Here is a 15,137-nt window from a genome sequence, read left to right as displayed (position 1 = left end):
AATCAATCGAGCAGCCTGGCAGACGCCGCCCGGCTGGCTCGATCCATTCAGCATAACAACTACGAAACAGATTTACCGCGTGGACCGCGAAATCCACGAGAACGCTGCGTCGAAAAACGCTCAGCCGCAATGATCCTCAATCGCTTGAGGATCATTCTCAAGTCACCGCAGCTCACTCGCCCAACAACTCGACGATTTTTGCATGTAGCGCTTCGGCATTGCTTGGTCCACTGCCGACTTTAATCATTTGCACGTTTCCATCGCGATCGACCAGCACTGCGTGGGGGATCCCCGTGACGGCAAACTCTTTTTGCATTTGACTGTCTTTGGGAGTGAAGATCGTGGGGTGCTTCATGTCTTTTGATTGCAGAAATTTTGCAATCGCATCGCGTTCTTCCTCGGCTGGGACTTCTTCTTTGGAACGTTCCGCATTGTTGCTTTCCTCATTCCAACGATACCCGTAGTAGCGAGTGACCCCTACGACCTCAAAGCCTTTGTCGCCGAACTCTTCCCGCCATTCTTTGAGGTGCGGAAATGTAGCCAGACATGGTCCGCACCAGACGGCCCAGAAGTCATAGAGGACGACTTTGCCCTTGAGCGAGTCGGTACTATCGATGTCGCTGTTGGCCCACCCGTCGATGTCCAAGTCAGGAACGGGTTTACCGACCATTTCCAACTGCTTCTTTGCCGCTTCGATGCGACTCTTCATCGATTGGAGCTGTTGCAGCGAGCTTTTTACGATGCGGGATTTCTCCGCCAAGGGTGTCAGTTTCTCCACCGCCGCTTCGAGCCGTTCGCTGGCGACATCTGGTTTTTCACGCGACAACGCGCTGACGGCAGTCAATTCATTTCTGGCGTAGAGGCCGAGCAACGACTCTGAATCCGGATAGGTCTCGAGCGCTCGAGCAAACAGTTCGTCCGCTTCGGAGTTGGCATTCTCGTCGTCGAACTGGAGTGCGGCAAAGGTCAACAAGCTGAGCGCTGCGGAAATCGTTGCTTCGCTGGCGTCGTCCGTGTTGTTGATCGCTCGCAGTGTTTCGAGTTGCTGCGTGATCATTTGCTGCGCGGATTCCTTGTCCTCTCCGGCGATCGCTGCCGCACGCAATTGGATCAATCTGGAAAGTGGTACTTGGATTTCGACGGGATACTCAGAAGCCAACTCTCGGCAACGCGAGATTGCTTTTTCTGTTGCCGTCTCCAGTGCCTCGGCTTCGTCGCCTTGCGCAGCAAAGATTCCCAGTTGCTGAACGACCGTGGCGAGATAGATTGCCGAGGATGGAGAATCAGTCCGTGGCAACAAGAAATCAAAGAGTTTGATAAGCTGCTCCGATGCGCCAGCGTAGTCTCGTTTTCTCAGATAACCGTAGGCAACCGACTGGTAAAGTTGTGCGAGTTGCCTGTCATCAGGACTTTCCTTTAACGCTTCGTCGATCAGCTTTGCCGCTTCTGCTGCATCACCCGTTTTCAGTGCCGCTTGTACTTGTTCGGGAACCGTCGGAGGCTCTGGCGCATCGGGCTCATTCGGTTTATCATCGGCTGTATCGTCCGATTTGGCTGCTTCTGTTGCGGCCGCGTTAGACTTTGTCGTGTCTGTCTTGTCCGCGTCCTGGGCCTGCAACGCGACTGCTGTTTGAGTGAGCGGGATAAACACCGCGACGAGAATCAGGACCTGCCAGAATGTTCGACAACACATGGGAATGCTCCAAAGAGAAATGATGGTGGCGGTGCAGCAATGAGTTTAGCGTATCGCCGCTCCATGTTGGATGATGAGATCAACCCATCGGCGGCAAAATGCCACCGGCATTCAGTTGACGCATTTGTTCATACAAAACCACGCCGACCGTGGTGGCCAAATTGAGGCTTCGAACCTGTGGGGTCGTGGGCAGCCTCAAACCACGGGTGTCTCCGGGTGGCAGAATGGATTCAGGCAATCCGCTGGTTTCCCGTCCAAAGACGAAGACATCGCCATGCTGCAACGGTTCCTCCCAAAGCAATTTCTTGGAGAATCGCGAGAAGAAAAACATGCGTTTTCCGGCAAGTCGTGACGTCAGCTCCTCCCAGTTTGCCACATCCTCATAGTCCAGGTGTTGCCAATAATCCAACCCCGCCCGACGAACCCTTTTTTCGTCGATTTGGAACGCCATGGGACGCACAATCCAGAGTTTAGAACCCGTCGCGACACAGGTTCGACCAATATTCCCTGTGTTCTGAGGAATCTCGGGCTGGTACAGGACGACATGCGCGGCGGGTCCTGGAGAGTTTAACTTGGGTTCATTCACCGTTGACTCGGCGGGGATGGGTTGCGGGGGGCATCTGGAACGTGACAAACTGTGTGCCAGCGTTTTGGGATATAGAAACAGCTATCTTAACGACGCTCTCCTTTTTCTCATCCCCATGGTCACACGAGCCCGTTCCGCTGGGCAGTTTAGACGATTCATGCCGATCCAAGTCACCTGCCGCAACTGCTTAAAGCGATTTCAGGTCAGCGATAAATTCGCTGGCAAAACGGGACCTTGCCCGAGCTGCAAAAAGCCGATCCAGATCCCAGACAAGAATGAAGAAGTCGTCATTCACGCGCCCCCGGACGACAGCCCCAAGGACAAAAGCGGCCAGAGCGTCCTGAAGCCAATCATGCGAAAGGAGACTGACGTCACGCGACGTGGTCTGATCATCACCGTCGCTGCGGTGCTGCTGACATTCATCGTCGCGGCTGCCTTTCGCTTTTCGGCAGAAGGGTCGGCACCGTTTTGGGCGCAGCTACTGGGCCTGTTCCTGCTGGCTCCCCCGCTGGTTTGGGCCGGCTATACGTTCTTGTATGATCAAGAACGTGAGCCCTATGTGGGGCCGGAACTCCGCAATCGTGTCTTGATCTGTTCGGGGCTCTTGGTTCTGACCTGGATCGTTTACGCATTTGTCCCCGCGTACCTGCTGGACCTGGAGCACGCGAATGAGATGTCCTATACGTTCTTTGGCATTACGCTGTGTGGGATGATCGCACTGGGAGGCCTTGCCTCTGCGGGTTGCTTTGAATTGGACTATTTCATCGGCGTCATCCACGCCGGCGTTTACTTCGTCGGCATTTGGTTGCTCTCGGCGGCAAGCAACGTTGCGTTGGCAGGCGTGCCGCTTACCCAGCCATAGCGCCGGCGCAGCTGGTGGCCCCAGTGAGCCTCAGACGCTAGCCGTGGGCCTGAGGCGGATTGTGGTGCCGGCCCACGGCTAGCGCCTGAGGCTCACTTTGATTGCGGTGCATGGAACGAAAACATGAACTGAAAAAACAATGTCAACATCAAACTTTGAGCACTGGGAGGCCTTGCCTCTGCGGGTTGCTTTGAATTGGACTACTTCATCGGCGTCATCCACGCTGGCGGTTACTTCGTCGGCATTTGGTTGCTCTCGGCGGCAAGCAACGTTGCGTTGGCAGGCGTGCCGCTTAGCCAGCCATAGCGCCGGCGCAGCTGGTGGCCCCAGTGAGCCTCAGGCGCTAGCCGTGGGCCTGAGGCGGATTGTGGTGCCGGCCCACGGCTAGCGCCTGAGGCTCACTTTGATTGCGGTGCATGGAACGAAAACATGAACTGAAAAAACAATGTCAACATCAAACTTTGAGCGTCATCCACGCCGGCGTTTACTTCGTCGGCATCTGGTTGCTCTCGGCGGCAAGCAACGTTGCGTTGGCGGGCGTGCCGCTTACCCAGCCATAGCGCCGGCGCAGCTGGTGGCCCCAGTGAGCCTCAGGCGCTAGCCGTGGGCCTGAGGCGGATTGTGGTGCCGGCCCACGGCTAGCGCCTGAGGCTCACTTTGATTGCGGTGCATGGAACGAAAACATGAACTGAAAAAACAATGTCAACATCAAACTTTGAGCGGTCCAGCGCTAGACGCGGATTATTCATGCGGATGATTGATTTTTACGCAAACAGAATCTTGACAATGAGTTGTAACATCGTTGAGAACTGCAGATTGCTTTTCATAACCCGACGCGACTAAATCCACAGTCTCCTGCGCCAGGTGGAGTGCGAGAAACTTGCGGGCCACCGCAGTGACACGATCCCAAATTTCGAACAGCCCATCCTTAGCCTAAACAGCCGTATCATTTTAGCATCTCGATCTGAACCACAACGAAAAACAGCACGTGATTCCCGAGCTTCAATCACCGCATCGATCCCAGTCTCTCGTTCGAATTCCACCCGACACAGGTGTGCCTCTCACCGACCGGGTTCGACGTGTCGTGGACACCACCGCGATGCAGCGATTGAGTCGGATCAGCCAACTGGGAATGGTCAGTCTGGTTTATCCCGGTGCGACCCATTCTCGCATGGAGCATTCGCTGGGAGTCTATTACAACGCGTTGAGGTTCCTGACACGTTTCATCGACGATCCTGCATTAAAGGATTTCATCAGCGTTCGTGATGTCGACGCGTTTGTCTTGGCGGCGTTGGTCCATGACGTGGGGCATTGGCCGTATTGCCACCCGATCGAGGACATGCGGTTGGAGGGAATGGACCAGCATGAATCACGGGTTCGACGCTGGCTGACGAAGGATGAGCTGGCCGATTGCATCGAGGAAGACTGGCAATGCGATGTGACTGATGTTTGTGAATTGTTGGAGGGCAAATTTGATCAGACCGGTGACTCAAGCCAGCGAACCAAAGGTTTTTTTCACAGTTGTCTCAGTGGCCCCGTCGACGTCGACAAGCTCGACTATTTGGGGCGAGACAGTTTGCACGCCGGCGTTCCTTATGGTCGGAATTTTGATGTCAGCCGGTTGATCGATTCCCTCTGCGTCCATCCTGATCGTTTTACGTTGGCGGTCGGAGAAAAAGGCCTGACGGCGGCAGAGATGATGGTGTTTTCACGATACATCATGTTCAGCGAAGTCTACTGGCATCACACCGTTCGCTCCGCGACCGCGATGCTGCAACGCAGCGTGTTCCTGCTTCAGAACCGGATGGATTTGGAAGCGTCGTTTCATCTGACGCAGAGCGAATGGATCACTCTGCTACAACGCGCCGCTGAAGGCAGCATTGCCGAACCATTGGTCCAAGGAATCTTTGGCCGCCGCCGTGAACTCTACAAACGTGTCGCCCAGTTCAGCGTCAATGCGGGGGCGTCATTGCACCAAAAGCTTGCTCGACGGCCCTACTGGTGGTTGGTTGCTTGCAGCGAGCGGCTTGCTGAACTGATCTCACAATCGACAGGCGTCATGGTGGCTGCCGCTGACATCCTGCTGGACGCTCCGCCTGTTAAACTGGAGGTGGATATCAACGTCGATATTGTCAGTCGTGACGGAACAACCGCTAGCTTGGGCGACATGTCGCCCGTGGTCGCCGTCCTCGCCCACAGGCAGTTCGACGATCACGTCAAACGTGTCAGAGTCTTTGTGCGGCCCGCTCTGCGAGACCAACTCAGGCAGCGATTACCGGACGCCCAATCGTGGGCAGAACAAGTTGAATTAGCGATCGAAATAACCGAGGCGGAATGGGTCTGATGAGTTCCAGTTTACAGTCTAAAACACAGCGTTTTTCGCCCAACGTCATCGTTGTCGGTGATAGTTCATCGGTCTCCCGTCGGACCGCCGAGATGATCGCGAGTTGTCTACGCTCCCATCCCAACTGCGTGCTCGGATTGGCAACCGGAGGGACTCCAGTCGGGACTTACGACGAACTGACCAGAATGCATCTGGCGGACGGCTTGGATTTTTCTCAGGTAACTTCTTTCAATCTCGATGAATACATTGGGCTCAGCGCGGAGCACCCGCAGAGCTTTCGATACTTCATGCAAGAGAACTTGTTTAGCAGAGTGAACTTCTGTCGCGAAAAGACCCACGTTCCAAATGGTGTGTCCAGCGACGTTGAGAGGGAGTGCCGGGACTACGAGGCGATGATCGCACGTAGCGGCGGCATCGACCTGCAATTGCTGGGCATCGGGCACAACGGTCACATTGCTTTTAACGAACCCGGTTCGTCGCTGCAGAGCCGCACGCGTCAAGTTGCTTTGACCGAGGAGACGATCCAGAACAACGCGAGATTTTTTGAATCCATTGACGACGTACCCAATACCGCGATCACGATGGGCATTGGGACGATCATGGAAGCCAAACGGATCCTGCTGATTGCGTTCGGAGAGGGAAAAGCTGAGGCGATCGAGCGAATGGTCGCCGGTGAACCCACACTGGATCATCCTGCCTCGCTGCTGCAATTCCACAGCGATGTGACGGTCATCATCGACTCGGCTGCGGGAGCGAAACTGAGTGAGGTTTGACTAGTCGTCCGCCATCAGTTCGTCAGTGATGTTCAGATTCGTGCTGACGTTCTGAATATCGTCGTGCTCGTCCAACTGTTCCAGCAGACGTAGAACTTTCTTACCTGTCGAAACGTCGACATCGACGGTGGTTTGGGGGATTTGCGAGACAGATTTCATCTCAGGCTGCAATTCGGCGGCCGAGAAAGCATCGTCCAGGGCATCGTAGTTTTCGGGGCTGCATGTCACTTGGATGCTGCCGTCCTCGCTGACGTCCACATCCTCTGCACCATTTTCCAACGCAACCATCGTGATGGTTTCTTCGTCGTGGTCCTCGGCACTGAAGACGAACAGCCCTTTGCGATCGAACAGATAGGCGACGCAACCGGTTTTACCGAGTTCCCCACCAAGCTTTGAAAACAGAGATCGCAGTTCGGGGGCGGTGCGATTGCGGTTATCCGTCAGGATCTCGCACATCACCGCGACGCCGCCGGGACCGTAGCCCTCGTAGACCAGCTCCTCCATGCGTCCGCCGCCGAGTTCACCCGTTCCGCGTTTGATCGCACGGGTGATATTGTCTTTCGGCATGCTGACCGCTTTGGCGTCTTCGATCGCCTTACGCAAACGGAAATTGGAGCTCGGGTCCCCTCCGCCAGATTGAGCAGCGACGATGATCGCCTTACTGAGCTTGCTCCAGAGTCTGCCTCTGGCTGCATCCACACGCCCCTTGCGGTGTTGGATGTTCGCCCACTTGGAATGGCCTGCCATGTTGATTCAAAACGATGATGAAAATGGAAAAGGTCAACAGTACTGATTCGCCATCAACAGCTCGGCCGCTAACCTAACGCGGCTTGCGTTTCGACAGCTTGCGACTAGAAGTCTTCTTGGACGCGGTTGCTGACGTCTTTTTGGTTGGGGCTGGCGTTGCAGCTCCTGATGTCTTCGCCGACTTTTTCGTTGTGCTGGATTTCTTCTTCGATCCAGTGCTCTTTGCGGATGAGTCGGCGGAGGACTTGCTGGCAGTCGACTTCTTTGCCGTGCTCTTCTTCTTGGTGGACTCGGATGTAGAAGATGTTTTCGATGACGAGACCTTCTTTTTGCTCGTCGATCCACTGGCCGTCGACTTGCTGGCGGTTGACGACTTGGATTTCTCAGAATCCGGCTGCGTCGATGAACCTTTTGTGGAGGAGCTCTTTGACGACGTCGTCTTCGTCGAGTCGCTTGCTGCTTGCTTGCCCGATGAACTCGACTTGGTCGTTTTGCTCGTATCCGACTTTGACGCACTGGCGCTGGATGTCGTTTTCGATGTCTTAGCGGCTTTCTTCGCCGCACGTTCAGCTTTTGCCGACGCCACTGCTTCGGCATCTATGGCGGCTTGCTCCGCCGCTGCTTCCGCAGCCGCTGCTTCGTCCTTGCGGCGTTTTCGGATTCGGCGGATTGCTGCTTTCTTGCTCGCAAACCACTCGTCCATCTGGTCCGAGGCACCTTTCACGACAGCGTCGAGTAACTGACGCGCCTTCTTGTCATTCGAGTCCGCCTTCAGAGCGACACCGGCTTGATGCAACAAGTCCGCAAACTCCACTCCCTTGTTCTTGGGGATGGCACGTTCAATCCCTGGGACCTTGCCCGTAGCCGCTTCCGGCTGACTGGCGATTCCAGTAGCCAGCATGATGACCATCGCGGAATAATCAATCGGCACCGCGTGGCCTCCCAAACCGTGCTGAATCGTGTAGTTCAACACAAAGGGAGTCATGCTTGGCATGGCTTCGAACTTTGCGACCGCCTTACCCAGATTCTCCTTCTTGAGCGAGTCGATGTCAAAGTTATAGAACTCTTCGAAAACCGACTGCAGATTATCTTTGAGTCGTTTCGCTGACTTCGCAGGCTCGGGCAAGTTCCCCAGGACCTGCGACAACTCGGAGACCGTCGTCACGCGAACTTCGTTCCAGTCATAGAAGTCCTGCTCACACTTCGCCAGTCCTTCATCCGCCAAATCTTGCGGGCAATCCTCGAGCAGACAAGCGTACAACAAATGCTCCAGCAGCGGACGTGACGGCTGAGTGGGCGAGACGTCGTATCGCTTCTTTAATTCAGTGTGCAGCTTGGTGATCAGTTTGGCTCGGTTGCTTGCAGCCATTTTGCTCGTCACGGGGATTTGGAGGTCTATTGAGATGTCAGTGGTCAGATCGGCGATCAATCGACCGATTCATCGTTCTGTGTTGATTCGTCGTTACCCGATTCATCGTCGAGGGGTTCTTCGCCCGCAACGTCACCATCGGGGTCCACGCCCTGTTCCAGTTTTTCGCGTTTGATTTTACTTAGCAATTCACCCACCAAAATGGCGTTCTCGGTGCCACGGTTCAATTCGAACTGCAGCTTGGGGGTGTAACGCGTATCGATGCGGTTGGCAATTTTGCTTTGCAGGAATCCGGCCGAGTTCTGTAGACCACGCAGCGAAAGTTGCTTTTGTGTTTCGTCGCCCATCACACTGACCGACACGGTGGCTTCTCGCATATCAGGCGTGACCTTGACGCCGATAACCGTGACGTCACGAACGCGTGGATCACGGATTTCGGTCAAGATCGCCGACGCGACGACTTCGCGGATTGCTTCCGCAGCTTTGAGTAATCGACGACTAGTCACAGGCAGGGTGGTTGATCAGGAAAAGACGGGCGGTGAAAGGAGGGGCGGTGAAAAGACGGGCGGTGAAAGGAGGGGCTGGTAATCGGGAGTCAGGCAGACCGGAGTTTGGCAATCGGGAGTTTGACTTGCAAGATTGGGATCGGCAGCACGAGGTCGACACTGTCTGTGACACGCCGACGGGCCAGCAGGCTGATCAGACCAGCCTGCTGGAGTGCTTGATTGGGGCCGGCTCAGTCCAGCGTACGGGCAAACTCTTCGATGCGATAAGCTTCCAGGACGTCATCCTGCTTGATGTCGTTGAATCCACTCAGGCGTATCCCGCACTCCATTCCGCGTGGCACTTCCTTGACGTCTTCCTTGTGACGCTTGAGCGAATCCAGCGGATAGTCGCCAATGGTTCGGTTGTCACGGTTGACGCGAATTCGGCAGCCACGTTGGATGGAGCCTTGTGCCACATAGCAACCGGCGATCGCACCGACGCGGCTGATCGAGAAGACTTGTTTGACCAACGCACGTCCAAGCTCGACAACACGTTCTTCTGGCTTGAGCCGTCCTTCGATCATCGCCTTGATGTCGTCGGTGAGCTTGTAGATCACCTCGTATCGACGAATCTGGACGTTCCGTTCATCGGCAAGCGACCGAGCCTGTTCATCGGGGATCACGTTGAATCCGACGATCACCGCGTCGGACGCAGAGGCCAACGTAGCGTCGGCGAGCGTGATGCCACCGACCGAACGTTGCAAGACTCGAATCTCGACTTCCGGATGATCAAACTTGCTGAGCTCCTTGTCGATCGCTTCCAACGATCCCTTCACGTCGGCACGAATGATCAAGTTCAATTTGACCTTTTCGTCTTGTCGTCCCAAGCGACCGCCTTGCAGCATCTCTTGGAAATTTTCGAAGGAGACTTTCGTCGTGACCCCCGAGAGCGAGCTTCTGCTTTCGGCATCGGCTCGGTTGGCGGCGATCTCGCGTGCTTGCGTGATATCGCTCAGCACATGGAATCGGTCTCCAGCACCCGGAGGACTTTCCAGTCCCATCAGGTTGATCGGCGTGCTTGGTCCGGCATGCTCGACGGGTTTACCGGTCAGGGTGTTGGTCATCGCACGGACACGTCCATAGGTCGGCCCGCAGACAACCACGTCGCCGACGCTGAGGGTACCGTTTTGGACCACCAGTTTCGCCAAGACACCGCGGTCGCCTTGCTGTTCGGCTTCCAAGCAGACGCCCAGTGCTTTTCGATCCGGGTTGGCTTTGTACTCGTTCAGTTCTGCAATCGTCAGCAGGGTTTCGAGCAACTCATCCATACCTTCTCCCGAGATCGCGCTCGTACGAACGACTTCGACTTCGCCACCCCACTCGCTGGGCGTCAGTTGATGTTCGGTCAACTGAGACAGCACGCGATTGGCATCCACGCCCTCAAGGTCAATCTTGTTGAGCGCCACGACGATCGGAACACCGGCAGCCTTTGCGTGGCTGATCGCTTCTTCGGTTTGCGGCATGATCCCGTCGTCGGCTGCGATGACCAGCACGGCGATGTCCGTGACATTGGCACCGCGGGCACGCATTTCGGTGAACGCTTCGTGACCCGGGGTATCCACAAAGGTTACTGACCGACCGTCTTTGTCGATCTCATAAGCTCGGATGTGCTGGGTGATACCTCCGGCCTCGCCGCTGACGACATTGATTCCGATCAAATAGTCCAGCAGACTCGTCTTGCCGTGGTCCACGTGGCCGAGAAACGTAACGATCGGCGGACGTGTGACCAAGGAATCGGGATCGTCTTCTTGTTCTTCGATATCCGAGATCAGCTCATCTTCCAGGGTCTCGGTTTCTTTGAGCATGAGTTGCAGATCCAACTCGGTCGCGATCAATTCAGCGGTCTCGAATGCCAGTTCCGCGTTGATGTTCGCCATGATCCCCATGCCCATCATGGCACGCAGAACGGTGGCGACTGGAATGCTGGCAGCTTCGGAAAAGCTCCGCACGGTACATGGCAGTTCGATCGCGACGGGTTCTTTCCGTGGCGCGGCCGTGTTGGTGCCCTTGTGCCGCAACGTCTTGTTGGACCGACCGGTGTCACGACCGTAGGAACGCGACGGGTCGACATCACGGCGTCGTTTTGTGCCGCGATCGGCGCGGACGCTGGCCATTCCCGAGAGCTTCTTGCGTTGACGCAAATCCTCTTCTTCGGCCGCGTCCCCTCGTTTTCCTTTTTCGGTAAACCCGGTCAGGCCACCTACCTTTTTTGCACCGCGTTTCTTTTCAGCAGACTCGGCAGCCAACTGATCCAGCGGCGCCTTCATTCCTTGCTTGTGACCGACGATGGCGTCTTTACTCAGCTTGATGTCCGGCTTCTGCGCCTTCGGCTCACTGGAGCTCGTCGTGGGCATCGCAGCGGGCGCGTCTGGCAACGACGCCATCTTGACCGAGATTCGGGGCTCACGACGCTTGGACCTGTCGCCATCGTTCTTTTTGGATTCAGACCCGCTGCCTGAGCCGGGACGATCCAGCGAGCGGATCTTGCCACCGTCGCCTGCATCGCCGCGCACGGCACCGACCGTCGCCGTACGACTGGCCACCGACAACGGCCCCGACTTGGCGGGCGTTGCGTTGGGGTTGGGCTTGGTCGGCGTTGCCTTGGCCGGAGCCTTCGCAGGGGCTTTGGAAGGCGCCTGCGAAGCCGGCTTGACGCCCGACTGGCGGCCCATCCGGGCGGCCAATCCGCTCGCCTTGCCTGAGCTGGGAGGCAAGCGAACATCGGGTTTTTGAGCAGGAGGCTCATCGGCAGGCGGAGTGACAGCCGCCTCATCAATGGGGGGCAGGGAAACAGAAGTCGGCACCGGGGGTCGCTCCGTTTTGGCCGCTTTCTTTTCTGCAGCCGGCTTTTCTGAATTGGATGATCGCGCTGACGCAATGGTGATCGGACGGCGCTCAGGCGCAATGGTCTCACGGACCGCTTGCGGTGTCGCCACGGGAGCTTCTTTTGCTGCCGCTTTGGGTGCAGAAGCGGATGCTCCCGCCAAATGCTCCTTCACTCGTTGAACTTCGTCTTCGGTCAGACTAGCCAGCGCAGAGCCTTTCCCGGTGATGCCAACTTTCTTGACGAGGTCAACGAGATCTTTACTGTCTAGGTTTAAATCTTTTGCGAGCGCGTAAATGCGTGCCACTTGGTAGAAATCCTGTCAATTTTGATTGGACTGTCCCCGTATCTATTTGGGAATTCAGCCCGGCGTTCTGGTGATAGGTCACATAAAGGGATCCTCCATCGACTCAGGCCCTCATGTGAATGGGCAGCTGAATCGGGGGTGATTTTCAAATCGTTTTCAACACGGGTTTTCCGGGCCGAATGGTAAGGATACCGAAAAAAATCAAATCCGAGCAGGTCTCACTTGCTCTGGAAATGAACTTTTCCGTTTTGTTTTACCCAATTCACACCCGATTTCACTTCGGAAGCCCACGAGGCGTCGCCGGCGAACCGGAATATCCACCCCGCCACCCCGCTTCCGAGACAGCGTATCAACTCTCCGTCTTTTCTTCTGCGACAATGCCGTCTTCACCCTCAGAGGAGGTCTCGATGGGATCTGACACCATTTCTGGGTCACTGTCAGGTTCCAAATCCTCCCCTTCCGGGTGATCTGCTGTCGGCTCAGCCGATGGATCATCTGAGGCCGCATCCGGAGCGTCCGACTCCTGCTCTGCGTCGCTGAGAGTCGCGTCCTCGGAAGTCGCGTCCCCTTCTGGTTCGGCGATCCCGGCTGCCTCTGCCTCTCGCTGCAAACGCTCTCGATCACGGCGGACACGGCGTTCTTCCGCTGCGGCTTCTTCGGCCTCTTCTGCCTTCGCTTCGGCTTCCGCGACAATCCGGGCCACGTCTTCTTCGCTCAAGCCGCTCATTTCCATGAACGCATCCGGCTCGATCACCGACAGATCGTCATAGGATAGGTAACCTTGCTCAACCAGCCCCTGGGCGATTTCTTCCGTCATCCCCTCGATCAAGCTGAACGCGCCGACGGCACGTTCAATTTGTTCTTCCAGTTCGCTGTTGGTCATGATCTCGATGTCCCAACCACACAGCTTGCTCGCCAACCGCACGTTTTGGCCTCGTCGGCCGATTGCCAACGACAGCTGGTCTTCTTGAACCAGCACGATTGCTCGCCCGATCATATCGCACAGCAACACCTGCTCGACTTCCGCCGGTTGCAGTGCATTTGGAATCAAGACCTCCGGGTCATCGCTGTAGCGGACCACGTCAATGTGCTCACCAGCCAGCTCTTCGCGAACGGCCTTGATACGGCTGCCGCGATACCCGACACAAACGGCGATCGGATCGACTTGAGAATCTTGACTACTGACAGCCACCTTGCTGCGATAACCAGGCTCCCGGCTGATCGAGTTGATGTCGATCACACCTTCGCTTAACTCGGGGATCTCTTGCTCAAAGAGCCGCTGCACCAACTGCGGCCGCGTACGACTCAAAACAACGCGGACACGGTTCCCAGCAGCGCGGACCTCAAACACGACAGCGCGAACACGCTCACCAGCATGCAAGGACTCGCCTGGAATCTGTTCGCTTCGCGGCAGAATCGCCTCTACATTACCCAGGTTAACTGTCGCCACGCCACCATCGGCCCGTCCGATGATCCCGGCAACTATATCACCGATCTGATCGCGGTACTCCAGCATCAAAGAATCCCGTTCGGCTTCTTTGACCTTCTGGATGATCACTTGCTTTGCCGTCTGCGCCCCAATGCGACCGATCTGGTCTTCACCCAGCGGCTCGCCATCCAATGTTGCGGTCACACGCCCGTTGCTGCGATCCAACTGCACGGCGATGTTGGAATCTTCGCCGTATTGGCGCTTCGCCGCCGTCTGCAACGCGGCTTCGATTGCAGAAAAGACCAACTCCGTGTCGATGTTTTTTTCGCGATGCAGCGAATCGACGTATCGCAAAATGTCTTGCGGATTCATAACGGCGCGTGGGGATCAGAAGAAACGGACGGGAATGAAATGAACACAACGCTTGTTTGTGACTTTGATCTTGCCCGGTACAGGTCACAGCCAAAGCTCAGCCAAGCTCAAAGCACAGCCAACGGAAAAACTCAGACAAAAAGGGGCACTCCCTTGGTTCTGATAAAAAACAAACCCGAACCTATACAGGCCCGGGCAGTTGTTTGAGAACCAGTCCGATCTCCGTAGCCTATCGATATGGCCACGTACTGTCAACCAAGACTGACCGCCGCATCGGCACAACCGTTGTCGCTGTAAAGATACCCTCGCCCGGAACGGAGATCTTGACCGCCAGTTCTCCCCAAGCCGGTCGCCCCAAGTGATTCCTGATTGCAATTCCAGACAAATCTGAGGTGATTGCCGTCGGCCGAGAAGGAAATCGAATCGCGCCTGCCGCGACATTGGAGCCACCGCCCGTTCTGCGGTCATAGCTGCTGCGACGGTCTCCCAACGTGGACTGCCACCCGAACACTCGATCGAACGGAGACGTCAGACGTAAACGAGCCGTCGCGACGTGATGCTGGTCAAAATCCAGTGGAGTGGACCAAGTCTTGGCGGGCACGTCGCCGTTGACGAACCCACCAACATCTGCGACGGACACCCGTGGAGTCAATCGAAACGTCGCATTGGCGCGGCGGACAACCGGCTGATCATTCCCATCAAACAACTGCAGCGTTGCAATCCATCCGTCTGGATCCGAGTCCGGATCAAAGTTGGCGATGTCGGCATGAACCACGGCATAACGAGGACGGCCTGCTCGATTCATCGGCTGACTGCCGCTAGACAGGGTTGATCTCGGATTGGCATCCTCGCGTTTCGCGATCGGCAGCCAGCGAGTTTCCCCGTTGTAAAAAACAATCGTCATTCCCTCACGTGCGTCGACCTCGGCTTTCGCAACAGACTCGGCGGGCTCAACAGACTCGGCGGGCTCAACAGACTCGGCGGATTCGGCGCGGTCAATCGCTAAGGGTTCCGCAGCACCACGCTCTTGCGATTTTGCTTGGGATGCGATCGTCGCAAACAAGATCGCGAACAAGAGTGCCCACACCGGACGCAGACGATCACGGTGGGGGGCATCCCCGTTTGTAACTTCTCGACTTTTACGAAATGCGTTGATTGAGATTTTCAACTCTCAGCCTTTCCCGTTTGCGTACCCAGATAAAACACTTTGGGTAGCTCCACGCAAACATCGCACCAACAACGCACTTCGATCCAACCTGTTTAGCGGCGACTCTGCCTCCGAGGTC

At 56.2% G+C, this 15,137-nt stretch carries 12 protein-coding genes; 4 read left to right on the top strand and 8 right to left on the bottom strand.

Features of this window, described 5'->3' with window-relative positions; all coding sequences use genetic code 11:
• Positions 1–172: 172 nt before the first annotated feature.
• On the bottom strand, positions 173–1,693 hold the full coding sequence (locus tag Pla52nx_RS15795) for a redoxin family protein (protein ID WP_146522780.1): 1,521 nt from the start codon (positions 1,691–1,693) through the stop codon (positions 173–175).
• Positions 1,694–1,772: 79 nt separating this feature from the next.
• Positions 1,773–2,279: a tRNA (cytidine(34)-2'-O)-methyltransferase gene (locus Pla52nx_RS15790; RefSeq protein WP_231742553.1), complete on the bottom strand. Its 507-nt coding sequence runs from the start codon at positions 2,277–2,279 to the stop codon at positions 1,773–1,775.
• A 157-nt stretch (positions 2,280–2,436) separates the two neighbouring features.
• Here Pla52nx_RS15790 and Pla52nx_RS15785 point away from each other — a divergent pair, with 157 nt between their 5' ends.
• The 4 genes from Pla52nx_RS15785 to nagB all read left to right on the top strand — a co-directional run bounded on the left by Pla52nx_RS15785 (position 2,437) and on the right by nagB (position 6,258).
• Positions 2,437–3,141, top strand: coding sequence for a hypothetical protein (locus Pla52nx_RS15785; protein WP_146522779.1), 705 nt, complete (start codon positions 2,437–2,439; stop codon positions 3,139–3,141).
• Positions 3,142–3,557: 416 nt separating this feature from the next.
• Positions 3,558–3,701, top strand: a complete 144-nt coding sequence (locus Pla52nx_RS15780) for a hypothetical protein (RefSeq protein WP_342190417.1) — start codon at positions 3,558–3,560, stop codon at positions 3,699–3,701.
• 428 nt (positions 3,702–4,129) lie between these two features.
• Entirely contained in the window at positions 4,130–5,485 is a 1,356-nt protein-coding gene (locus Pla52nx_RS15775) for an HD domain-containing protein (RefSeq protein ID WP_146522778.1), read from the top strand.
• Entirely contained in the window at positions 5,485–6,258 is a 774-nt protein-coding gene (gene nagB / locus Pla52nx_RS15770) for a glucosamine-6-phosphate deaminase (RefSeq protein ID WP_146522777.1), read from the top strand. The genes Pla52nx_RS15775 and nagB overlap by 1 nt, the downstream gene beginning before the upstream one ends.
• On the opposite strand, the gene Pla52nx_RS15765 is transcribed toward nagB, so the two are convergent.
• The 6 genes from Pla52nx_RS15765 to Pla52nx_RS15740 all read right to left on the bottom strand — a co-directional run bounded on the left by Pla52nx_RS15765 (position 6,259) and on the right by Pla52nx_RS15740 (position 15,019).
• A complete protein-coding gene (locus Pla52nx_RS15765) occupies positions 6,259–7,005 on the bottom strand; it encodes a YebC/PmpR family DNA-binding transcriptional regulator (protein WP_146522776.1) in 747 nt (248 codons plus the stop codon). It lies immediately after the preceding gene.
• A gap of 73 nt (positions 7,006–7,078) precedes the next feature.
• Positions 7,079–8,374, bottom strand: a complete 1,296-nt coding sequence (locus Pla52nx_RS15760) for a hypothetical protein (protein WP_146522775.1) — start codon at positions 8,372–8,374, stop codon at positions 7,079–7,081.
• Between the two features lie 56 nt (positions 8,375–8,430).
• The gene (gene rbfA, locus Pla52nx_RS15755) at positions 8,431–8,880 is read right to left on the bottom strand and encodes a 30S ribosome-binding factor RbfA (RefSeq protein WP_146522774.1); all 450 of its coding nucleotides are present in this window, start codon (positions 8,878–8,880) and stop codon (positions 8,431–8,433) included.
• Positions 8,881–9,110: 230 nt separating this feature from the next.
• Positions 9,111–12,050: a translation initiation factor IF-2 gene (infB, locus tag Pla52nx_RS15750; RefSeq protein WP_146522773.1), complete on the bottom strand. Its 2,940-nt coding sequence runs from the start codon at positions 12,048–12,050 to the stop codon at positions 9,111–9,113.
• A 349-nt stretch (positions 12,051–12,399) separates the two neighbouring features.
• Positions 12,400–13,851 (bottom strand): transcription termination factor NusA, encoded by a 1,452-nt coding sequence (gene nusA / locus Pla52nx_RS15745; RefSeq protein ID WP_146522772.1) that lies wholly within the window; start codon positions 13,849–13,851, stop codon positions 12,400–12,402.
• A gap of 229 nt (positions 13,852–14,080) precedes the next feature.
• Positions 14,081–15,019 carry a hypothetical protein gene (locus Pla52nx_RS15740; RefSeq protein ID WP_146522771.1) on the bottom strand — a complete coding sequence of 313 codons (939 nt, stop codon included), beginning with the start codon at positions 15,017–15,019 and terminating at the stop codon, positions 14,081–14,083.
• Positions 15,020–15,137 lie beyond the last annotated feature (118 nt).

Source organism: Stieleria varia (assembly GCF_038443385.1).
Lineage (GTDB): Bacteria > Planctomycetota > Planctomycetia > Pirellulales > Pirellulaceae > Stieleria > Stieleria varia.
This window is presented reverse-complemented; position numbering and strand designations above follow the sequence as displayed.

Coding starts and splice junctions, on each gene's coding strand:
- Pla52nx_RS15795 (WP_146522780.1), bottom strand. CDS start 1,693: ATGTGTTGTCGAACATTCTGGCAGGTCCTGATTCTCGTCGCGGTGTTT.
- Pla52nx_RS15785 (WP_146522779.1), top strand. CDS start 2,437: ATGCCGATCCAAGTCACCTGCCGCAACTGCTTAAAGCGATTTCAGGTC.
- Pla52nx_RS15780 (WP_342190417.1), top strand. CDS start 3,558: ATGGAACGAAAACATGAACTGAAAAAACAATGTCAACATCAAACTTTG.
- nagB (WP_146522777.1), top strand. CDS start 5,485: ATGAGTTCCAGTTTACAGTCTAAAACACAGCGTTTTTCGCCCAACGTC.
- Pla52nx_RS15765 (WP_146522776.1), bottom strand. CDS start 7,005: ATGGCAGGCCATTCCAAGTGGGCGAACATCCAACACCGCAAGGGGCGT.
- Pla52nx_RS15760 (WP_146522775.1), bottom strand. CDS start 8,374: ATGGCTGCAAGCAACCGAGCCAAACTGATCACCAAGCTGCACACTGAA.
- nusA (WP_146522772.1), bottom strand. CDS start 13,851: ATGAATCCGCAAGACATTTTGCGATACGTCGATTCGCTGCATCGCGAA.